Source organism: Streptosporangium sp. NPDC005286, from assembly GCF_040607515.1.
Taxonomy (GTDB): Bacteria; Actinomycetota; Actinomycetes; order Streptosporangiales; family Streptosporangiaceae; genus Streptosporangium.
Genome location: NZ_JBEXGU010000049.1, coordinates 33,998 through 55,727 on the forward strand (window position 1 = coordinate 33,998; position 21,730 = coordinate 55,727).

At 70.9% G+C, this 21,730-nt stretch carries 17 protein-coding genes; 15 read left to right on the forward strand and 2 right to left on the reverse strand.

Annotated features, from left to right (window positions below):
- The first annotated feature begins 95 nt into the window (after positions 1-95).
- Both ABZU75_RS19820 and ABZU75_RS19825 read left to right on the forward strand, forming a co-directional pair.
- Entirely contained in the window at positions 96-662 is a 567-nt protein-coding gene (locus ABZU75_RS19820) for an RNA polymerase sigma factor (protein WP_355555916.1), read from the forward strand.
- Entirely contained in the window at positions 649-1,737 is a 1,089-nt protein-coding gene (locus tag ABZU75_RS19825; RefSeq protein WP_355555918.1) for a hypothetical protein, read from the forward strand. Before ABZU75_RS19820 ends, ABZU75_RS19825 begins: the two co-directional genes overlap by 14 nt.
- A gap of 74 nt (positions 1,738-1,811) precedes the next feature.
- On the opposite strand, the gene ABZU75_RS19830 is transcribed toward ABZU75_RS19825, so the two are convergent.
- Entirely contained in the window at positions 1,812-2,831 is a 1,020-nt protein-coding gene (locus tag ABZU75_RS19830; RefSeq protein WP_355555920.1) for an LLM class F420-dependent oxidoreductase, read from the reverse strand.
- A 110-nt stretch (positions 2,832-2,941) separates the two neighbouring features.
- Between ABZU75_RS19830 and ABZU75_RS19835 the strand changes: the two genes are divergently transcribed.
- The gene (locus tag ABZU75_RS19835) at positions 2,942-4,432 is read left to right on the forward strand and encodes a sulfatase (RefSeq protein WP_355555922.1); all 1,491 of its coding nucleotides are present in this window, start codon (positions 2,942-2,944) and stop codon (positions 4,430-4,432) included.
- On the opposite strand, the gene ABZU75_RS19840 is transcribed toward ABZU75_RS19835, so the two are convergent.
- Entirely contained in the window at positions 4,364-5,116 is a 753-nt protein-coding gene (locus tag ABZU75_RS19840) for an FCD domain-containing protein (protein ID WP_350957109.1), read from the reverse strand. The two genes, ABZU75_RS19835 and ABZU75_RS19840, sit on opposite strands and share 69 nt — an antisense overlap.
- A 72-nt stretch (positions 5,117-5,188) precedes the next feature.
- Between ABZU75_RS19840 and ABZU75_RS19845 the strand changes: the two genes are divergently transcribed.
- The 12 genes from ABZU75_RS19845 (at position 5,189) to ABZU75_RS19900 (ending at position 21,577) form a co-directional block, all read left to right on the forward strand.
- Entirely contained in the window at positions 5,189-5,977 is a 789-nt protein-coding gene (locus ABZU75_RS19845; RefSeq protein ID WP_355555925.1) for a (Fe-S)-binding protein, read from the forward strand.
- Complete coding sequence (locus ABZU75_RS19850; RefSeq protein ID WP_355555927.1) at positions 5,974-7,386, forward strand: lactate utilization protein B; 1,413 nt, start codon at positions 5,974-5,976, stop codon at positions 7,384-7,386. Before ABZU75_RS19845 ends, ABZU75_RS19850 begins: the two co-directional genes overlap by 4 nt.
- Complete coding sequence (locus tag ABZU75_RS19855; protein WP_355555930.1) at positions 7,383-8,003, forward strand: LUD domain-containing protein; 621 nt, start codon at positions 7,383-7,385, stop codon at positions 8,001-8,003. The genes ABZU75_RS19850 and ABZU75_RS19855 overlap by 4 nt, the downstream gene beginning before the upstream one ends.
- Positions 8,004-8,282: 279 nt before the next feature.
- Positions 8,283-9,110 (forward strand): sirohydrochlorin chelatase, encoded by an 828-nt coding sequence (locus ABZU75_RS19860; RefSeq protein WP_350921536.1) that lies wholly within the window; start codon positions 8,283-8,285, stop codon positions 9,108-9,110.
- Between the two features lie 54 nt (positions 9,111-9,164).
- Complete coding sequence (gene cobT, locus ABZU75_RS19865) at positions 9,165-10,247, forward strand: nicotinate-nucleotide--dimethylbenzimidazole phosphoribosyltransferase (RefSeq protein WP_355555934.1); 1,083 nt, start codon at positions 9,165-9,167, stop codon at positions 10,245-10,247.
- Between the two features lie 155 nt (positions 10,248-10,402).
- Entirely contained in the window at positions 10,403-11,635 is a 1,233-nt protein-coding gene (cobA, locus tag ABZU75_RS19870) for a uroporphyrinogen-III C-methyltransferase (protein WP_350921630.1), read from the forward strand.
- A 1,076-nt stretch (positions 11,636-12,711) separates the two neighbouring features.
- Entirely contained in the window at positions 12,712-14,817 is a 2,106-nt protein-coding gene (locus ABZU75_RS19875) for a dynamin family protein (RefSeq protein ID WP_355555937.1), read from the forward strand.
- Positions 14,814-16,454 (forward strand): GTP-binding protein, encoded by a 1,641-nt coding sequence (locus ABZU75_RS19880; RefSeq protein ID WP_355555940.1) that lies wholly within the window; start codon positions 14,814-14,816, stop codon positions 16,452-16,454. The genes ABZU75_RS19875 and ABZU75_RS19880 overlap by 4 nt, the downstream gene beginning before the upstream one ends.
- Positions 16,455-16,592: 138 nt before the next feature.
- Positions 16,593-17,399, forward strand: coding sequence for a single-stranded DNA-binding protein (gene ssb / locus ABZU75_RS19885; protein WP_355555943.1), 807 nt, complete (start codon positions 16,593-16,595; stop codon positions 17,397-17,399).
- Positions 17,400-18,020: 621 nt separating this feature from the next.
- Complete coding sequence (locus ABZU75_RS19890; RefSeq protein ID WP_355555946.1) at positions 18,021-19,319, forward strand: GGDEF domain-containing protein; 1,299 nt, start codon at positions 18,021-18,023, stop codon at positions 19,317-19,319.
- 25 nt (positions 19,320-19,344) lie between these two features.
- On the forward strand, positions 19,345-21,009 hold the full coding sequence (gene ettA / locus ABZU75_RS19895; protein WP_355555949.1) for an energy-dependent translational throttle protein EttA: 1,665 nt from the start codon (positions 19,345-19,347) through the stop codon (positions 21,007-21,009).
- A 127-nt stretch (positions 21,010-21,136) separates the two neighbouring features.
- Positions 21,137-21,577, forward strand: coding sequence for a thioesterase family protein (locus ABZU75_RS19900; protein ID WP_355555952.1), 441 nt, complete (start codon positions 21,137-21,139; stop codon positions 21,575-21,577).
- Positions 21,578-21,730: the final 153 nt, after the last annotated feature.

A 21,730-nucleotide genomic window follows, 5' to 3' on the forward strand; every position in this document is an offset into this window, starting at 1 on the left:
GTGGGCGAACCCGCGCGAGCATCATGGGGATCGGACGCGCCGAATGTTTTTTCGTTCCGCCGGTGATCGGGGCGCGTGGAAAGGCACTACTGGGTGTGGATGATCCAGAAGCGCGATTCACCGCGCTGTACGACCGGCACTATCGCAGCGTGCTCGGCTACGCGCTGCTCCGTGCCGAGCGGCAGGAGGCCGAGGACGTCGCCAGCGAGACGTTCCTGATCGCCTGGCGGCAGCTGGAACGCCTGCCCGAGTCTCCGTTGCCGTGGCTGCTCGGCACCGCCCGCAACCTGCTGCGCGCGCAGCGGCGTTCCGGGCTGCGGAAGCGGGCGCTGGCCGACCGGCTGGCCGAACTGGCCCCGGCGGGCGACGTGGCCGATCAGGTCGCCGAGCGCGAGGCCGCGCTGGCGGCGCTCGCCGACCTGTCCGAGCAGGACGTCGAGGCCGTGGTCCTGGCCAGCTGGTACGGCCTTGCCCCGGCCGATGCCGCCAGGCTCGCCGGATGCTCGGCCCGTGCGTTCACGGTCCGCCTGTACCGCGCCCGCCGCCGCCTGTCCCAGGCGCTCGACCTCACCTCACCAATCCCCTGCGGCACCGCGCCGCGTCCCACCCCGGGTTCCAGGCCCGGGGTCCCCGAACTGGAGGTATCCGATGAACGACGTTGACGAGCGGGTCCGCGCGCTACGCCCGGACGCCCTCGCCGAGGACGCCTACCGACGCCGCCGCGAGGCGGACCTCGCCCGCGCCTTCGCTGAGGCCAGGCCCCGGCCCCGGTCCGTGTTCCGCCCCACCTTCCGTCCGGGGTTCCGTCTCACCCCGAGGGTCGCACTGGTCGGCGCCCTCGTCGGGCTGGCCGCGGCGGTGACGGTGCCGGCCGTCGTGACGGGGACGATCGGGTTGCGGGGACCGGGTGGCGGCCGGACCGCCGAGCTCACCTACCCGGACCAGACCTCCGCCGGATCCACCGCCGCGACGCCCGGCACACCGGTGGTCACGCTTGACGCCCGGTCGTTCCTGCTGGCCGGCGCGGAGACGGCGGCGCGTGAGACCGCCCCGAAGGGCAGGTACTGGTTCGACCGCACCCGGACCTTCGAGCCCGTCGGGTCCGGCGCGGTCGTCGCCCACACCGACGAATCCTGGTCCGACGGCAAGGACGGGCGGCTCTCCTCCAACCAGGACGTCCAGGTCACCTTCGAGACCGACTCCGATGAGGCGGCCTGGAAGGCCAAGGGATCCCCGTCCCTGTGGCCCGCCCCGCGTACCGAGGACTTCTCCATGGTCCTGGGAATGCAGATCGGTGCCAAGACGCTGACCCTGGGCAAGGAGCAGAAGCTGCCCGGCGACGTCGAGGGACTGGAGCGCTGGCTCCGCTCGGCGCACCGCGAGGGATCGTTCGCGGACTTCGCCTTCGAGGGGGCGCGTCACCTGCTGTCCATGCCGACGAGCGCGGCCACGCGCGCCTCGATGCTGCGCATCCTGGCCGCCCAGCCGGGACTCGTCCTGAAGCAGGGCGTCCTCGACCCGCTCGGCCGCACGGGAACCGCGGTCACCACGGCCAACGGCCACCACACCCTGGTCATCGACGAGTCGGGCGCGCGCCTGCTGGCCTTCCTCTACGACGGCCCGGACGAGAAGCCCCGCGCCACCGACTCCCGCACCGCGTTCATCCCCGCCCGTAAGGGTCTCAAGGTCGCGTACGAGAGCTTCGGCTGGGTCAACGAACTCGGCGCCCGGAAGTGATCTCCCGCCCCGCCGTCCCGGAGGGGGCGGCGGGGCACCCGGCGGGTCCGCCACCCCGGCGGGGGCGGGGTGGCTCAGCCGAGGACCAGGTCCCGGATCGTCTTCAGGGAGGTCTCGTCGCGGGGGCCCATCACCAGGAGGTTGCTCACCGGGCTCTTGCGCCACAGCTCCAGGCGTTCGCGGATGCGGCCCACCGGGCCGACCAGGGAGATGCCGTCGGCCAGCTCGTCGGGGATCGCGTTGAACGCCTCGTCCCTGCGCCCGGCCAGGTAGAGCGCCTGGATCTCCTCGGCGGCCTCGGCGTAGCCCATCCTGCCGATGATGTCGGCGTGGAAGTTGCGGCTCTTGGCACCCATGCCGCCGATGTAGAGGGTCAGCATCATCTTCACCCCGTCCAGCGCCGCCCTGACGTCGTCGGTGATCAGTGTCATGACCATGGCGGCGATGTCGAAGTCAGGCCCGGCGCCGGCGAGCGAGGGGCCGTACATCCGCTCGATCTTCTCGGGGAACACGAAGAGCGGCAGCCAGCCGTCGGCGATCTCGGTGGCGAGCGCGACGTTTTTCGGGCCCTCCGCGCCGAGATAGAGGGGGATCTCGCCGCGGAGCGGGCGGGTGATCAGCTTCAGCGGCTTGCCGAGGTTCGCGCCGCCCGGGTAGGGCAGGGGGTAGTGCTCGCCGTCGCTGGTCACCGGCTCCTCGCGGCGCCAGACCTTGCGCATGATCTCGACGTACTCGCGGGTGCGGGCGAGCGGCTTGGGGAACGGACGGCCGTACCAGCCCTCGACCACCTGGGGGCCGGACGCGCCGATGCCGAGCAGCAGCCGCCCGCCGGTGAGGTGATCGAGGGTCATCGCGGTCATCGCGGTCGCCGCCGGGGTCCTGGCGGAGATCTGCACCACCGATGTGCCCAGTTTGATGCGGGACGTCCGCGCGCCGTACCAGGCCAGCGGGGTGAAGGCGTCGCTACCGTAGGCTTCCGCGGTCCAGACGGACTCGTACCCCAGCCGTTCCGCGGCCTGGACGAGTTCGGTGGCGTCGTCGGCGTCGCGCTGCCAGTAGCCGAGGTTCAGGCCGAGTTTCAGGTCGGTACTCACCGGGTCTCCTCGCAACGTAAGGCCGGACACGCTCCGCAATTAGAACACGTTCTACATTGGTCGGTCGAGTGTGAGGTGTCGAAATTCGGTCTCCCGGGAAGCGTCCATCTGTGCTCTATGCAGCTCGCAAGCTCCTCTCCCTGATCTTTCTCCTTGCCCTCGCCGTCGCGGGAGCGATCCCGGCCGTGGCGCACGCGGCGGGGCGGCCCAACATCGTGCTGGTCCTCGTTGACGACCTGGATGCGGGGGATCTCCAGAAATTTCCCAACATCTCAAACCTCCTTGCCAGGGGTGGCACCAGCTTCGACCGGTTCTTCGTGCCGAACTCCTGGTGCTGCCCGTCACGAGCGTCGATCATGCGCTCCCAGTACGTGCACAGCCACGGAGTGCTGACCAACACCGCTCCCGAGGGCGGCTTCACCAAGTACTACACAACCGGCCTGGAACGTTCCACGCTCGGGACCTGGATGAAGTCGGCCGGATACCGCACCGGCCTGATGGGCAAGTACCTCAACCACTACCCCGGCGGCGCCACCGCCGCCACCTACGTGCCACCCGGCTGGGACGAGTGGGACGTGCCGGTGCGCAGGCTCTACGAGGAGTACGGCTACACGCTCAACGAGAACGGCGCGCTGCGGGCCTACGGCTTCGCGCCGGAGGACTACCTGGCCGACGTGCTCAGCGCGAAGGCGGGGGCGTTCGTCTCCCAGCCGGGCGACGACCCGTTCTTCCTCTACCTCGCTCCGATCGCCCCGCACAACCCGGCCAACTACGCCCCCCGGCACGAGGCCGCCTTCGCCGGAGCGGTGGCCCCGCGCACCCCGTCCTTCAACCAGCCGGATGTCAGTGCCGAGCCACTCTGGCTCAGGTCGCTCCCGCAGTTCGACGCCAGGAAGGTCCAGAAGATCGACCGTCACTACCGCGACCGGCTCCGGGCGATGCTCGGCGTGGACGACATGGTGGGTGCCCTGATCGAGTCCCTCAGGGTCTCCGGCAAGCTGGATGAAACGTATATCTTTTTCGCCTCCGATAACGGGTTCCACCAGGGCCAGCACCGGCTCGCCCAGGGCAAGACCACCCCCTTCGACGAGTCGATCAAGGTGCCGCTCCTGGTCCGCGGCCCCGGTGTGCCGGCGGGCCGCGTCATCGGCGACATGGCCTCCACGGTGGACCTGGCCCCGACGTTCGCCCAGCTGGCCGGTGTCACGCTCCCCGACTTCGTCGAGGGCCGCTCCCTGCTGCCGCTCCTGCAGGGCCGCACGCCGCCCTCGTGGCGCCAGAACGTGCTGCTGGAGTTCAACCGCCCGACGGACCCGGGCTCGGCCCGCCAGACTCCGGTCCCGGCCTACCAGGGCATGCGGACCGCCTGGCACACCTTCGTCCGCTACTCCACCGGCGAGTACCAGTTCTACGACCTCGTCGCGGATCCTTACCAGCTCCGCAACATCGCCGCCGAGACCCCGCTCTCCGTGATCGCCCAGTTCAACCAGCAGCTCGACGCACTGGTCTCCTGCTCGGGCGCCACCTGCAGGTCAGCCGACTCGGTCAAGCCGCCCGTGCTGCCCGTCAGGCCCCTCTTCCTCGGTCCGTGGGGACCGTGAGATGCCGGGGTAGGCCCGCAGCAGGTGGGCCTCGACGGCGGCGGCGGCCCCCGCCGCGTCCCCGGCGACGATGGCCCGGTGGATCCGATGGTGATCGGCCATCAGCCCTGCCGTGTCGCCGAGGCGCTCGACCGCGCCGACCGCGTAGCGGCGGAGCGAGTCACGCAGCGAGAGCATCATGGCGGTGGTCAGCCTGTTGCCCGACGCCTCGGCGATGGCCACGTGGAAGGCCGTGTCGTGCTCGACGAACTCCTCCGCGGTCGTCGAGGCGTCCATCCTCTCCAGCGCGGCGGTCAGGGCCGACAGGTCCGCCCCGTGTGCCGCGGCGTGCGCGGCGGACCACTTTTCGATCATCAGCCGGGCGTCGACGACCTCCGCCAGCGACAGGTTCGACAGCCCGAGGTGGAGTCTGAGCAGGTCGCTCAGGGCGTCCGCGGGTCTGGAGATGAGGCAGGCCCCCGCGTCCGGCCCCCGCCCGACCTGCGACGACACCACGCCCAGCGTCTCCAGAACCCGCATCGCCTCGCGTACGGACGACCGGCTCACCCGCAGTTGCTCGGCGAGTTGCCGCTCGCCGGGCAGGCGGTCGCCGACCGTGAGCCCGTCGTCCGCGATGCGCCGCTCGATCTGGGCGATCACGTCCTCGAACGCCCGGGTGCGCCGGACCGGCTGCCAACCGCTCAAGGGGGCCTCCTCTTGTGAGGGAATATGGTCAGACCATACTATGGTCATACCATATGAGCGTAAAGGAGTGCCGTGCGCGTCGCCCTGTTCATCACCTGCGTGAACGACACGCTCTTTCCCGGCACCGGGCGAGCGGTCGTCACGCTGCTGCGCCGCCTCGGATGTGACGTCGAGTTCCCACGGGCGCAGACCTGCTGTGGCCAGATGCACGTCAACACGGGGTACCCCGAGGAGGGCAGGCGGCTCGCGCGGCACTTCGTGGACGTCTTCGCCGAGTACGACGCGGTCGTCGCGCCGTCCGGGTCGTGCGCCGCGATGGTCCGCGAGCAGTACCCGCGTCTCGCCCGCACCCCGGCCGCCGCCGGGGCCCCCGCGGGGGAGAGACCCCCGCCCGGCTCGTTCGCCGCGGAGGTGGCCGAGACGGTGCCGAAGGTCTACGAGCTCTCGGAGTTCCTCGTCGACGTCCTCGGCGTCACCGACGTCGGCGCCTACTTCCCGCACCGGGTGACCTACCACCCGACCTGCCACTCGCTGCGCGGCCTCCACTTGGGAGACCGGCCCACCCGCCTGCTTGAGCAGGTCAGGGGCCTGGAGCTGGTCCCGCTCCCCGGAGCGGACGAGTGCTGTGGTTTCGGCGGCACCTTCGCGGTGAAGAACCCGGCGATCTCCGCCGCCATGTGCGCGGACAAGGTGCACAATGTCGCGACCACCGGTGCCGAGGTGCTGTGCGCCGCCGACAACTCCTGCCTGATGCACATCGGCGGCACCCTCAGACGCCAGCGCGCCGGTGTACGGATCATGCACCTCGCCGAGATCCTCGCCGCCACGGAGAGCGGCGACGGCAGGGCGGTGCGCGGATGAGCGGGGGCGCCACGTTCCTCGGCATGCCGGCCTTCCCCGCGAACGCCGCGGCCGCCGTGCGGGACTCACAGCTCAGGTACAACCTCCGCAAGGCCACCCACACGATCCGCGGCAAGCGGGCCGCCGCGGTCGGCGAGCTGCCCGACTGGGCCGAGCTCCGCCGGGCGGGCAAGGAGATCAAGGACCATACCCTGCGCAACCTGGAGCGCTACCTGGTGCGCATGGAGGAGGCGGTCACCGCGGCGGGCGGCCACGTTCACTGGGCGGCCGACGCCAAGGAGGCCAACCGGATCGTCGCCGACCTGGTCAAGGCCACCGGCGAGACCAGCGTGGTCAAGGTCAAGTCGATGGCGACCCAGGAGATCGGCCTCAACGAGGCTCTCGAACTGGAGGGCATCACCGCGTACGAGACCGACCTGGCCGAGCTGATCGTCCAGCTCGGCGACGACTGGCCCTCGCACATCCTGGTCCCGGCGATCCACCGCAACCGCGCGGAGATCCGCGAGATCTTCCGGGAGAAGATGGCCGACTGGGGGCGCGCCGCGCCGGCGGACCTGACGGACGACCCCCGCGCCCTCGCCGAGGCCGCCCGGCTCCACCTGCGCGAGCGCTTCCTATCCACCAGGGTCGCGATCTCCGGCGCCAACTTCATGATCGCCGAGACCGGCACGCTGGTGGTGCTGGAGTCCGAGGGCAACGGGCGGATGTGCCTCACCCTGCCCGAGACGCTGATCAGCGTGGTCGGCATCGAGAAGCTGCTGCCCAGCTGGCAGGACCTGGAGGTCTTCCTCCAGCTGCTGCCCAGGAGCTCCACCGGCGAGCGGATGAACCCCTATACCTCCACCTGGACCGGCGCGGTCGAGGGGCAGGAGTTCCACCTGGTGCTGCTCGACAACGGCCGGACGAACGTGCTGGCGGACGAGATCGGCCGTCAGGCGCTGCGCTGCATCCGCTGCTCGGCCTGCCTGAACGTCTGCCCGGTCTACGAGCGGGCCGGAGGCCACGCGTACGGCTCGGTCTATCCGGGACCGATCGGGGCGATCCTCACCCCGCAGCTGCGCGGCACCGCCTCGAAGCTGGACGCGTCGCTGCCGTACGCCTCGACCCTCTGCGGCGCCTGCCTCGACGCCTGCCCGGTCGCGATCGACATTCCCGAGGTCCTGGTCCACCTGCGTGGCAAGGTCCGCCACGCGCGTGTCGAGCGCCTGGGCATGCGTGCCGCCGGATGGGTGTTCAATCGCCCCGCGCGGCTGGCACGTGCTCAACGGCTCGGCGGCCGCCTGCGCAGGTTCGTCCCCGGACGCCTGCCGGGCCCGCTGTCGGCCTGGACCGACACGCGCGACATTCCCGATATTCCTCCCGAGTCATTCCGTGACTGGTGGGACCGCACAGACGGAGGCGTTCAATGACCGCTGCGGGCAGCAGGGAGCTGATCCTGTCGCGGATCCGCTCCGCGGTGGCCGGGGCCGGCGAGGTCGAGATCACCCGCGCCTACCGCACCTCACCGGACCCGGCCCGCGCGACGGGCCTGGTGGAACTGCTCGCCGAGCGGGTGGCCGACTACCGGGCCGTCGTGCACGTGGTGGACGAGGGGGAGGCGGCCGCGACGATCGCGGCGGCGCTGGCCCGCCGGGGCGCCACCCGGCTGGTCGTCCCCGAAGGACTGCCACCCGAGTGGGTCCCCGGAGAGCCGGTCACCGACGATCCGCCGCTGAGCGCGGCCGAGCTGGACGGGGTGGACGGTGTCGTCACCGGGTGCGCCGTGGCGATCGCGGAGACCGGCACGATCGTGCTGGACGCCGGCCCCGGGCAGGGGCGCCGGGCGCTGACCCTGGTACCGGACTACCACCTGTGCGTCGTGCGCGCCGGGCAGATCGTGGCCGGCGTTCCCGAGGCCGTCGGCAGACTCGACCCGTCCAGGCCGCTGACCTGGATCAGCGGTCCCTCCGCGACCAGCGACATCGAGCTGAACCGGGTGGAGGGCGTGCACGGCCCGCGCGCGCTGGAGGTCGTCGTCATCCGCTGATCCGGCAGGGGGAGGTGCGTCGGGCGCGAAACACGGATGTGGCCGTGCTGGACGTCTACGGCATGCCCGGCTAGCGTGCCATGGCGTGTGATCCACAGGGCTCGGCCGGCGGACGGTTGTCGCCCGCCGGGGTCGATCCGATCCTCGCCGTCCATCAGGTCCGCAGGAGAAAAGGCGGAATTTACCGATCCGTTACCTGCCCGCGTAGTGTCATTATCGGATATTGTCGCGAGTCGTTACTGCGTAACCCCAGGTCAAGGTCATTGGAGTCCTGTTTCCATGAAACCGCCGCTGCTGCTCATCGGGCAGGGCTCGCACGACGACAACGGATCCGCTGAATTCGGTAGGTTCATCCACCGGCTCCGCTGTCGCCTGGACCAGACGGCGGCCGACGTCTCCGGCGGCTACATTGCCAAGGCCAGGCCACGCCTCAGTGACTCCGTCGCATCGCTGGTCGCGCGCGGGCACCACCGGATGGTGGCCCAGCCCATGAGTCTCACCGGCGGTACGTGGCTCGGCACGGACATCCCCTCCGCGATAGCCCGCGAGCGGGAGAGACATCCCATGCTCACCTGCGACTACGGCCGTTCCCTGGGCTCCGACCCCCGTATCCTCGCGCTGCTCGCCGAGCGTCTGGCCGACGCCGCCGCCGAGGTCGCCAGCCTCCGGCTGGTCCCCGCCGCCGCCGGGCCGCTCGACGAGGAACCCGAGCACATCGAGATCGGCGAGACCGCCGTCGTGCTGGTCGGTGACGGCTCCACCAGCCCCGAGACCAACGCCGACGTGCACCGGGTCTCCCGGCTCTTCTGGGAGACCCACGCCCACGAGTACATGACCGTGGAGACGGCGTTCGTCTCCCTCACCCCGCCCGGCGTCCCCGGCGGCATCGAGCGCTGCCGCCGCCTCGGTGCCAAGCGCGTGATCGTCGTGCCCTACCTGCTCTTCGCCGGTGGCCTGCTCGACCGCGTCTGGGCTCAGGCCATGGCCTACGCCGCAGGCCACTCGAACCTGGACGTCCGCTGCGCCGACGTCATCGGTGACTGCGAGGGCCTGGCCGACGTGGTCATCGAGCGCTACGAGGAGGCGCTCAGCGGCATCGCCTGGTGATCCCGTGATGGTTTTGGTGTTTTTCCGGCTGGTTTCTGGAGGAGACTGAAGCGCATGACCATCCTCGAAGAGATCATTGCGGCGATCCGTCCCGCCGACCCGGCGGCCGTCGCCGAGGCCCGAGCCCACCAGGACCGCCTGACCAAGCCCAGGGGCGCGCTGGGCGCGCTGGAGGACGTGGCGATACGGCTGGCCGGGGCCGCGGCGGTCAGCCCGCCACCACTCCCGGTTCCCGCGGCTCTGGCGATCTTCGCCGCCGACCACGGTGTCCACGCCAGGGGCGTGACCCCGTGGCCGCAGGAGGTCACCCTGCAGATGGTCGGCAACTTCCTCGCGGGCGGTGCCGTGGCCAACGCCTTCGCCGCCCAGGTGGGTGCCTCGGTGACGGTCGTCGACGTCGGTGTGGCCGCCGACCTCGACCCCGCGCCAGGACTGACGATCAGTAAGGTCGCGTACGGTACGGCCGACCTGTCCCGCGGACCGGCGATGACCCCCGAGCAGGCGGTCGCGGCCCTGGAGGCCGGGATCGCCCATGCCCGCGAGCTCGTCGACGGAGGCGCCCGCTGCCTGATCACCGGAGACATGGGCATCGCCAACACCACCGCCTCGGCCGCGTTGATCTGCGCGTTCACCGGGCACGAAGCGGCGGCCGTGACCGGCAGGGGCACCGGTATCGACGGCGAGACCCTGGAACGCAAGGTCGAGGTGGTCCGCGAGGCACTCCGGGTGAACGACCTGGAGCGCGAGCCGGGTGCCGCCTCCTCGGTGTCCGCGCTGGAGACGCTGGCCGCGGTCGGCGGCCTGGAACACGCGGCGATCGCCGGATTCGTCCTCGCCGGGGCCGCTCTGCGGGTGCCGGTCATCCTGGACGGTGTCATCGCGGGGGCGGCGGCACTGGCGGCGGCGGCGATGGCGCCCGACGTCGTCGACCACTGCGTGGCCGGGCACCGCTCGGCCGAACCCGGTCACGCCGCGGCCCTGGATCACCTGGGCCTGCGCCCCCTGGTGGAGTTGGAACTCCGGCTCGGCGAGGGCACCGGCGGCCTGCTCGCCCACCCGCTCGTCTGCGCCGCGGCCAGGGTGATGCACGAGGTCGCGACCTTCGATTCCGCCGGTGTGACAGACAAGGAAGCCTGACCTGCGGAAGTCTTGAAGCCGACCGGTTGACAACAGTCAGCCGTCTCTTGACACCTGTTAACACAGGTGCAGCAAAGAGAGCGTCGTTAGCCGGTAGGTTTACCTCTTAAGCACGTCATGATTCACAATTCCTCGTGAACGGGAGATCGGTCGCCATGTCGCCCTACCTGCTCGGCTTGCGCCTCTCCGGGCGGCGGGTGCTCGTCGTGGGCGGTGGGCGCGTCGCCCAGCGGCGTGTGCCGGCGCTGCTCGACGCGGGCGCACTGGTCACCATCGTCTCGACGAGCGTCACGCACGCCCTCGACGATCTCATCGCGACAGGCCGCGTGACCTGGGAGGCCAGGCGCTACCAGGCCGGCGACGTCGACGGGGCCTGGCTGGTGCAGGCCTGCACGGACAACCCCGAGGTGAACGCCGCCGTGGCCGAGGAGGCCGAGGCGAAGCGGATCTGGTGCGTGCGCGCCGACGACAAGGACGCCTCCGCGGCCTGGACCCCCGCCAGCGGCAAGGTGGACGAGATCAGTGTGGCGATCACCGCCGGAGGCGATCCCCGGCGTGCCGCCGGGATCAGGGACGCCGTGGTGGGCGCTCTCAGGGACGGTACGGTCGACGCCCGGCGCAACCGTACCAAGCTCGTGGGCGTCGCCCTGGTCGGTGGCGGTCCCGGCGACCCCGGCCTGATCACGGTCCGTGGACGGCAGTTGCTGGCCCAGGCCGACGTGGTCGTCGCCGACCGTCTCGCCCCGCAGGCCCTGCTCGACGAGCTCTCCCCGGACGTCGAGCTGATCGACGCCGCGAAGATCCCCTACGGTCGCTACATGGCCCAGGAGAGGATCAACGAGCTGCTGATCGAGCACGCCAGGCAGGGCAAGTTCGTGGTCCGGCTCAAGGGAGGCGACCCGTTCGTCTTCGGCCGCGGTGGCGAGGAGTTGCTCGCCTGCGCCCGCGCGGGCATCCCGGTGGTCGTGGTCCCCGGCATCACCAGCCCGGTCGCGGTACCGGCCGCCGCCAACGTGCCCGTGACGCATCGCGGCGTCAGCCAGGAATTCCATGTGATCTCCGTACACGTCCCGCCGGGCGACGAGAGATCCACGGTCGACTGGCCCAATCTGGCCAGATCCGGCGGCACGCTGGTGCTTATGATGGCGGTCGAACGGATCGGGGTGATCGCCGAAACGCTGCTCCATAACGGACGTTCGCCGGAAACTCCCGTAATGGTGGTACAGGACGGTACCCTTCCGACCCAGCGCGCTCTTTACGCCACGCTCTCCACCGTGGCGGAGCGCGTAAGCGCGGCTGAGATTCGGCCCCCTGCGATCGTGATCGTCGGTGATGTCGTGAAGGTCGGCCAGGAGGTCGAGATGGTTCGAGCGGAGCGAGTACCGTGAAATCGGCTTCCAACAGGCCTCCCCATTCGGGTGGTGGCCGTGACCCTCGCCTCGCCGGCACCCCCCAGGAGCCATCTGGCGGCCCCCCGCCGGATGACCAGGAATCCCCCGGCGAGCAGACGGTGACCTTCGGCGCCATCCGTCCAGACGATGACGCCGCCTCCATCCGCGCCCGCACCCGGCCCGCCGCCGGGGCGGCCGGTCCCGCCGCGCCCCCCGGCAGAACAGCGGGTCCCGCCACGCCTCCGGGCAGGAGGGCCGGTCCAGCCGCCCCGGGCGGGGCGGCCGATCCAGCCGCCCCACCCGCTTCGAAGGAGGCGATGGCGGCCTTCCACGCCGCCGCGGCCGCCGCCCAGGCCACGATCGCCGCCATCACCACCTCCCGGGAGGTGGCCAAGCCCACCTCCGCCGACGCCCCGGGCAGCCGTCCTCCGGGTGCCTCCCGCAGCGGTCCCGCCACGGCCTCGCCCGGTGCGGTCTCCGGTCCGAACGCCTCCCCGGCCGCTTCCCGCGGCGGTGCCCCCGCCCCGCAGAGGGCGCCCCGTGGTGGTGGCCCCGCCTCGCCGGGTGCTCCCCGTGGAGGCGCTCCCGCCCCGCCGGGGGCGGCCCCGGGCCAGGGTGCCCCTCCTTCCCCCGGCGCTTCGCGTGGTGGTGGCCCTGCCACCACTCCTCCCGGTGCCCCTCCGAGGCCGGGTGCTCCCGCCTCCCAGGGGGGTTTTGCGGGAGCTTCTCGCGGGGACGGCCCCGCCGAGGGCTCTCGCGGTGCGACTTTCCGTCCAGGGCCCGCTTTCCCGAGCGCTCCCCGTGCCGGCGGTGGCCCCGTCACACCTTCTCCCCAGGCCGGTCCCGGTGCGCTCTTTCGCCCAGGTGCCCCCGTTCCCCCGAGCGCTCCCCGCGGCGGCGCTCCCACCACTCCCGCACCCGGCGCTTTCGGGGGTGGCGCCTCCGGTTCCGCCCCTGGAGAAGGTGCCGCAGGCTCCTCCCGTACGGCCAACGAGGGCTTCTCCCCCCGGGCCGAGGGGGGCGGGCCCGCGCCCGGAGTTCCCGGCGCCGAGGCCGCCGCTCCGCCCCTTCGGGTGAACAGACCCCAGGAGAAGCAGGAGGAGCCCGGGAAGGGCGCCGAGTCCGACGAGGTCGTCGTCCTCCTCGCGGATGACGGTGAGATCGGGGACGCGCGGCGGGAGGGGCGTCGCGAGGGGCCGGAAAACGAAGCGGAGAGCGACGCCGGGATGCCTGGCGCCGGCGGAGCCGAGGATGGCGGCGAGGCCGGAGAGCGGGCCCTGGCCGGCGACGGGGCTCAGCGCGACGCCGAGCCCGCCGAGATCGATGAGCAGGCTCCGCGGGAGGACGAGACCGATGAGAGCGGCGGAGAGACCCGGCGCGACGGCGAGGCCGGTGCCGAGGTCCTGGACGGGGCCGGCGACGCGGACGGGAACGACGGGAACGAGAAGGCCGGAGGCGAGGAGGACGCGGGGTCGCCGGGCGACCGGATGCGGGAGACGCCGCTTCCCGACGCCGTCTCCGAAGCCCTGAGCAGCGCGCTCACCGCCGTACGCACCGGTGTCACCGACCTCGGTTTCGGCCTGGACATCCCCGGGGCCGAGGAGGCCAGGCGGGTCCAGAGTGAGATCCTGGCCCAGCTCGACGACTACGTGATCCCCCGCGTCCACACGAGCACCGCGCCCGCCCTCGTCGTGGTCGCGGGCTCCACCGGCGCGGGCAAGTCCACGCTCCTCAACACGCTGGCCAACGCCAGGGTCAGCGCGACCGGCGTGCGCCGTCCGACGACCGGAACGCCTGTCCTGGCCTGCCACCCCGACGATCACGAGTGGTTCGCCAAGGGCGACCTGCTCGGTAGCCTCCGGCGGCTCAGCGAGCCCGACCCCGAGGCGGCCTCCGACGGCCTTGTGCTCGTCTCCACCGAGCGCCTACCTCCCGGTGTGGCACTGCTCGACACCCCCGACATCGACTCGGTGGTCGAGGAGCACCACGAGATCGCGCATCGCATGCTCGACGCGGCCGATCTGTGGATCTTCGTCACCACCGCCGCCCGCTACGCCGACGCCCCGGCCTGGCGGCTGCTCCGCCTGGCCAAGGAGCGCGGAGCCAAGCTGGCCATCGTGCTCTCCAGGGTGCCGCCCAAGTCCAGAGAGGTGATCACCAAGCACTTCGTCAGGATGCTCACCGAGTACGGTCTCGGCGAGGTCGACCGGTTCGTCGTCAACGAGGGCAAGGTCACCGACGGCATGCTCCCCGACCACGAGGTGAGCGAGCTGCGCCTCTGGCTGACCGAGCTGTCGGTTGACGAGCGACGTCGCGATCAGGCCGTGCGGGCCACCCTGGACGGGGTGCTGAACAGCTTCCGCACTCGTGTCCCCGCCCTGGCCAAGCAGCTGGAGATCCAGGTCGCCTTCCGCAGAGACCTCCGCGCCGACGTGGAGAGCGCCTATGCCCAGGCGCTGGTCGAGATCGACGAGAGCACCAGCGACGGCTCGCTGCTCCGGGGTGAGGTCCTCGCCCGCTGGCAGGACTTCGCCGGTTCCGGCGATCTCATGCGTACCCTCCAGCTGCGCAAGCCCGGCCGTCTCGCGGGCAAGGCGAGCCATCAGGCACCCGAGCGGCTCAGTGCGCTGAGATCCGCGCTGCGGACGGGGTTGGAGTCGGTGGTCGTCTCGGCGGCGCAACGGGCCGCGGAGGAGGCCGCCTCGCGCTGGTTGAACCGTCCGGGCGCGCAGGAGGTCCTGGCGACGGCCGCCGAGCTCGGGCGCGCGTCCGACGATCTCCCGCGCAGGGCCGGCCGGACCATCGCGGCCTGGCAGGAGCACATCACCGAGCTGATCCGCACCGAGGGGGTGACCAAGCGATCGGTGGCCAGGGTGATCTCGTTCGACGTCGAGTCCCTGTCGCTGATCCTGACCATCGGGCTGCTCGGTTACGGCGCCTCGGAGGCGCGGAACGGCGCCGGTGCGCTGCCGCAACGGCTGGTACACGCGCTGCTCGGCGCGGAGTCGCTGCGCAACATCGGGGTGAAGGCCCGAAGCGATCTCCGCGCCCGGATCGGCATGCTCTTCGACGACGAGACGGCGCGTTACATCCAGGCTCTCGATGGCGCCGGCATACCGGATGAATCCGCCGCCACCCGCCTTTACCAGGCAACGTACAACCTTGAGGTCGCCCGATGAGTGTTGGCACCACCCAGTCACGCCAAGGGCTCGGCAGCCGGCTCGCCGCGCTGGCTCGGATCGTGGAGCTGGGGCCGGGCAGGGTCGAGCCCAAGCTCCTCACCGAGTCGGGGCAGCTGCTGCTGCGTGCCGGTGACAGGCTCAAGCTCTCCTCCGACCACACGGTGGTCGCGCTCGCGGGGGGCACGGGCAGCGGCAAGTCGACGCTGTTCAACTCGATCTCCGGCCTGGAGCTGTCGCCGACGGGAGTACGCCGCCCGACCACGGCCCGCACCCACGCCTGCGTCTGGGGCCTGGACGGCGCAGGCCCGCTGCTCGACTGGCTGCAGATCCAGTGGCGCCACCGCTTCGCGCGGGCCAGTGCCCTGGACCGCGGGGAGAGCCGGCTGCACGGGCTGATCCTGCTCGACCTGCCCGACCACGACTCCATCCGGGCGCTGACCGACACCGAGGCCGACCGGCTGATCCAGGTCGCGGACCTCGTCGTGTGGGTGCTCGACCCGCAGAAGTACGCCGACGCCTCCACGCACCGGCGCTACGTGACCGACCTGGCCGGGCATGAGGCGGTGACGGTCTTCGTGCTCAACCAGTCCGACCGGCTCGACGAGGAGGAGCTGGCCGAGTGCGTCGCGGACCTGGAGGACCTGCTCCACCGCGAGGGGGTCGAGCACCCCGTGGTCGTCACCACCTCGGCGATCACGGGTACGGGCGTGGACGACCTCAAGGCGGTCCTCGCCGAGACCGTGTCCAGGCGCAGGGCCGCCACCCAGCGCCTGGAGGCCGACCTCGACCGGCTGACGCTCCGCCTGGCGAAGGTCATGCCCGCCGACGGCACCCCGGCGCCGCCCTCCTCCATTGACGACGCCCGCCGGATCGGTCTCACCGACGCCCTCTGCGACGCGGCCGGAGTCCCCGCCGTCGGCGAGGCGATGGAGAACGTCTACGCCGCGAGGTCCGGTGAGTGGGTCGGCTGGCCCTACACCCGCTGGGCGGCCAAGCTCCGTCCTGATCCGCTGAACAGCCTGCGCCTGGGCGATCTGCGAGACGAGATCCGCGGCCTGACCGGTGGCTCGGTCAGCGCGCAGCCGGCCGAGGTGGACACCGCCGTCCACGCCCTGGCCGACGGCCTGACCTCCGGCATGCACGAGGCGTGGCAGAGCGGGATCAGGGACGCCGCGCGCTCCCGCTCGGCACAGTTGCCCCAGGTGCTGTCGGAGGAGCTCTCAGAGGTCGCACCGCGCCTGGACAGGGTGCCCGGCTGGTGGCGGCTGCTTCTCGCCTGGCAGTACCTGCTGGTCCTGCTCTTCGTCGCGGGCCTCGCCTGGGTCGGTACGGCTCTGGTCTACGGCGTGTTCGGCACCGGGAAGCCGCCGGCGGGGCTGGAGGTGTTCGGCGACGCCGCCTCGCTGCCGTGGGTGGGGCTGATGATGCTCTCGGTACTCGGGCTCGGGTTGCTCACCGCGGTGGCCAGCCGCAACTTCATCGTGCTCGGCGCGGGCAACGAGCGTGACGCGCTGGAGCGCGAGATGCGCCGCAGGGTCGCCGGGCTCGCGGAGAGCATGGTGATCGAGCCGGTGGAGCGCGAGCTGACCCGCTACAACGAGTTCTACTCGGCCATGCGGAGCCTGCGAGGCTGATTCCCGGGGTTGTCCACAGCTTGGTCGAGTGTCCGGCGGTTGTCCCCAGAGCGCGATTCGGTGACTCGCGAGGGGTACGGCTCGGACCATCGTGTCTTTCACGCCGCCGGCACTCGGCCGGCTCTCATGGGAGGCACGATGAACGACATCTACGTCACGCTGACCGGTAACGTCGCGGCCACGCCGCGCCAGCACACCTTCCCCGACGGCTCCCGGGTCACCTCGCTCAAGATCGCCTCGACGAGTCGTTACTTCGATCGGGAGAACCAGCAGTGGCGCAACGGTGAGACGACCTACTTCGGAGTCCGCTGCTTCCGCGGGCTCGCCGACAACGTCGCCCAGTCGGTCCAGCTGGGCCAGCCAGTCGTCGTTCAGGGACGGTTGCGGATCCGCGAGTTCACCCACGAGGGTGAGCGCCGATTCATGCCCGAGGTGGAGGCCAACTCGCTCGGACACGACCTGCGCTGGGGGCTGGGGAGTTTCAGCAAGCCACAGCGCGGCGGCCCGGTCGCGGCCCTGGGCAGCGCGGAGCGGATCGAGCTCGATCGCGAGACGTCCGACTGGGCCATGAGCGGCGGTGCCCCCGTCGAGGCGGGGGCACCCGGCGCCCTGCCTCCGCTGCGGGCCGGTCTCGACGACGAGCGGGTCGCGCCGGGCGGCGGGCCGGCCGAGGGGGGTGCGATTCACGGAGAGGCCGCAGAGGCCGCCTCGCGTGCGGTGGATCACGGCTCCGCCGGGGAGGAGCCGGCGGTGGGAGAGGCCGTGACCAGGAGAAGGAAGGCGGCGAAGGGCACGACGAGGCGGGTGCAGGCGGTGGATGCCGACGACCCGGCCGCGGGGGTCACCGGGGAGGAAACGGCCGGGGCCGTGCCGGGCGCGGTGAAGATCCACCCAGATGTGAGCGATGAGGCGCCCTGGCCGACACGGGAGCGCGTGGCGGCCTGAGCCGCCTCCCGTTGGGAGGCCCGGGCCGCGGGCCTCCCAACCCGATCGGCTGTTCGGAACCGGAGAGGTGGGTGGAGGAATCGTTCGAGGTGGGCAGGGAGTCGAATTCGGGCAGGGGGATGGGTGCGGGTCCGCGCAGGGGAAGAACGCGGACAGCGGGATGGGGCGGATTCGAACACAAGACTTGGAACGGAAGATTCAGCGGAGAAGATTTCGGACGGGAGATGAGGACGGGCAGGCTTCCGATGAAGTGCGGACTTCGCAGGGGCGGGATGTCTGACGGAAGTGCAAGGCCTCGCACGGTAATAGGGCCTGGTTCGGGCGGAGTGAGGGGGCATCGGCCGGACGCGGTCGGTGTCTCACCACGGAAGCGCGGGGACGCCGAGATAACCAGCCGATGGTCTTGCCCGTGTCAGATGCCCAGGACACCTGTTTAGGTCCAGGTCACGCCCCGCAGCATGGCTTGCTCCTTTCCCACACGGCCCGCTCGCGAGGGAGCGGTTTCCAAAACGTAGGTCAACCGGTGGGCTGGCCCACTCCGTCAAAGGTAGCGGTTCCCATCGCGCGTCGCACACTCCGCAACTATTGTGTTACACATCGTTAGTCGGAGAGGGGGACGACATGGCGGCTCCCAGCCACACCTCGGTCAAACCGCGCGACGGCATGACACCCTTGGCCGATCGCTGGCCCCTGCTTGGACAGCGTCGCCCGCTGGTCGGCTACCTCTGCGGGGTAGTAGCGCTGGATCTCGCCGCGATCGTGTTCTTCCTGGCATCCGGGGTCTTCCGCTGGTCCGATGTGCTGACCTTCACCGCGCTGATGGCGTGTGGAGCCGTGTGCATCGAGGCGACCCGGAGGCTCGGCATGCCGGCCGGTGTCCACCGGGACCTGCTCTCCGCCTGGTGGCTGCCCGCCGCGCTGCTGCTCCCGCCGCTCTACGCGCTTCTGGCGCCCATTCCGCTCCAGTTCCTGCTGCAGAGGCGGGTGCGCGCGACGGTCGTCTACCGGCGGGTCTTCAGCTCGGCGGCGATCGGCCTGGCCGGATGTGCGGCCTCCCTGCTCTTCCATGCCGCGGTCGGTGACCTGAACGCGCTGACCAGGGGCGAGGGCGGGCCGATCCTGGTGGCCGTCGGCTGCGCGGTCCTGTTCACGGTGATCAACACCGCGCTGATCGCCATCGCGGCGCACACCGCCGACCCCGACAGCCGCTGGCGGGAGGTCCTGTGGAACCGGGAGAACCTGCTCCTCGACGTCGTCGAGCTCTGCCTCGGCGTCATCATCTCCATCACCTGCGGGCTCAATCCGGCTCTGCTGGTCCTGGCGCTGCCCCCGGTGGTGCTGCTCCAGCGCAGCCTGCTTCACGCCCAGCTTCAGGCCGCGGCCCGCACCGACCTCAAGACCGGCCTGCTGAACGCCGCGGCCTGGCAGCGAGAGGCCGACACCGAGATCGTCAGAGCGCGTCGCACGGGGGAGACGCTCGCGCTGCTGATCGTCGACATCGACCACTTCAAGCGGGTCAACGACACCTACGGTCACCTGATCGGCGACCAGGTCCTCGTCGGGGTGGCCGACACCATCCGCAGCCAGCTGCGCGACTACGACGTGGTGGGCCGGTTCGGCGGTGAGGAGTTCGTCGTCCTGCTGCCCAGGGCCGACGTGACAGAGGCCCGCAGGGTTGCCGAGCGGCTGCGCTCCCGGGTGGGACGGATGGCAGTCCCGGCCGACGACAACATGATCACCGTGACCATCTCGGTCGGTGTCGCGATCATGAGTGTGCACGGGGACGACCTGATCGAACTGCTCGCCGCGGCCGACCTCGCCCTCTACCGTGCCAAGGAGCTCGGCCGCGACCGGATCTGCCTGTCGGCCACCATCGTGCCTCCGGCCCGCAGGCCCGGATCCGAGGCCGCCCCTAGCTGAACTTTCCAGGCCCTAAACTAAAGGCATGCCGGAGTACATCTACACACTGCAGCGCGTGCGCAAGGCGCACGGCGACAAGGTCGTCCTCGACGACGTGACGCTGTCGTTCCTGCCGGGCGCCAAGATCGGTGTCCTGGGTCCCAACGGCACCGGAAAGTCGACGCTGCTGAAGATGATGGCGGGCCTGGAGCAGCCGTCCAACGGCGACGCCCGGCTCATGCCCGGCTTCACCGTCGGCATGCTCCAGCAGGAGCCCCCCCTCAACGAATCCAAGACCGTTCTCGGCAACGTCGAAGAGGGCGTCGCCGAGACCAAGGCGATGCTCGACCGCTTCAACGAGATCGCCGAGCTGATGGCCACCGACTACAGCGACGAACTGCTCGACGAGATGGGCAAGCTCCAGGACGCCCTCGACCACCGCAACGGCTGGGATCTCGACAGCCAGCTGGAGCAGGCGATGGACGCCCTCCGCTGCCCCCCGCCGGACGCCGAGGTGACTCAGCTCTCCGGTGGAGAGCGCCGCCGGGTCGCCCTCTGCAAGCTGCTCCTGGAGCAGCCCGACCTGCTCCTGCTCGACGAGCCCACCAACCATCTCGACGCCGAGAGTGTCCAGTGGCTCGAGTCCCACCTGGAGAAGTACCCGGGCACCGTCCTGGCCGTCACCCACGACCGCTACTTCCTGGACAACGTGGCCAACTGGATCCTGGAGCTCGACCGCGGCCGTTGCCACGCGTACGAGGGGAACTACTCCACCTACCTGGAGGCCAAGACCGCGCGGCTCAGGCTCGAAGGTCAGAAGGACGCCAAGCGCAAGAAGCGCCTGGAGGAGGAGCTGGAGTGGGTCCGCTCCAACGCCAGGGCCCGCCAGACCAAGAGCCGGGCGCGCCTGCAGCGCTACGAGGAGATGGCCACCGAGGCCGACAAGTACCGCAAGCTCGACTTCGAGGAGATCCAGATCCCGCCGGGCCCGCGTCTGGGCACCACGGTGATCCGGGCCGAGAAGCTCACCAAGGGCTTCGAGGAGCGCGTCCTGATGGAGAGCCTCTCCTTCGACCTGCCGCGCAACGGCCTCGTCGGCATCATCGGTCCGAACGGTGTCGGCAAGACCACCCTGTTCCGGATGATCACCGGTAGCGAGACGCCGGACAGCGGTGAGATCATCGTCGGTGACACCGTCAAGATCTCTTATGCCGACCAGAGCCGGGGCGGGATCGACCCGACGAAGAACGTCTGGGAGGTCGTCTCCGACGGGCTCGACTACATCAAGGTCGGCCAGGTCGAGATGCCGTCGCGCGCCTACATCGCCGCGTTCGGGTTCAAGGGCCCGGACCAGCAGAAGAAGGCGGGCATCCTGTCCGGCGGAGAGCGCAACCGGCTCAACCTGGCGCTCACCCTCAAGCAGGGCGGCAACGTGCTCCTGCTCGACGAGCCCACCAACGACCTCGACACCGAGACACTCTCCAGCCTGGAGAACGCGCTGCTGGAGTTCCCCGGCTGCGCGGTCATCACCTCGCACGACCGGTGGTTCCTGGACCGCATCGCGACCCACATCCTGGCCTGGGAAGAGGGCTCGAACTGGTTCTGGTTCGAGGGCAACTACGCCGACTACGAGAAGAACAAGATCGAGCGTCTGGGTGCCGACGCGGCCCGGCCGCACCGCGTCACCTATCGCAAGCTCACCCGCGACTGACCCCGGTTTCCGGGACGGGCAGGGGCACCTGGCACGGGCCGTGTCAGGTGCTCTCCCGGTCGCGACCGAACGAGCCTCCGGTGCCCCGCCGTACGACGGGCAGCGGGGGCTCGCTACGGTTCTGGGTGTGTTTGGACAGAGCGTCGCGGGCGAGGTCGGCCATGGCCACCGACATGTGTTCCCCAGGACTGTCAGGTTCGCCGACATCGACTCGCTGGGTCACGTCAACAACGTGCGGTTCCTCGACTATCTGGAGGACGCGCGGATGGGGATGTTCCACATCGACCCCCATCACGAGGGGAACGCCCCTTTCGCCGGGCTGGTGATCGCCCGGCATGAGATCGACTACCGGCGCCCCCTCACCTTCCGTCCCGACCCGGTCCGGGTGGAGTCGTGGGTGACGGAGATCCGTCCGGTACGGTTCACCCTCGCGTACGAGATCCGCGACGATGACGAAATCTTCGTCAAGGCCCGCTCGGTGATCGTGGCCTATGACGTGGAGAGTGCCTCCCCCCGGCGGCTGAGCCAGGACGAGATCGCCTACCTGCGCAGGTTCGCGGCGGACTGAGGCCTTTCCCCGGGCGAGGCGGGCCTTGTCCGGCCTCGGCAACCCGTACACGGATCGGCGGGGGGGGGGGGGGCGGGCCGCCGCCCCCCCCCCCAACGCCCAACTCGCGGGGGGGGTTCTCCGAAAGCGAGGGCGCCGGCGGGCCGGGGGCGC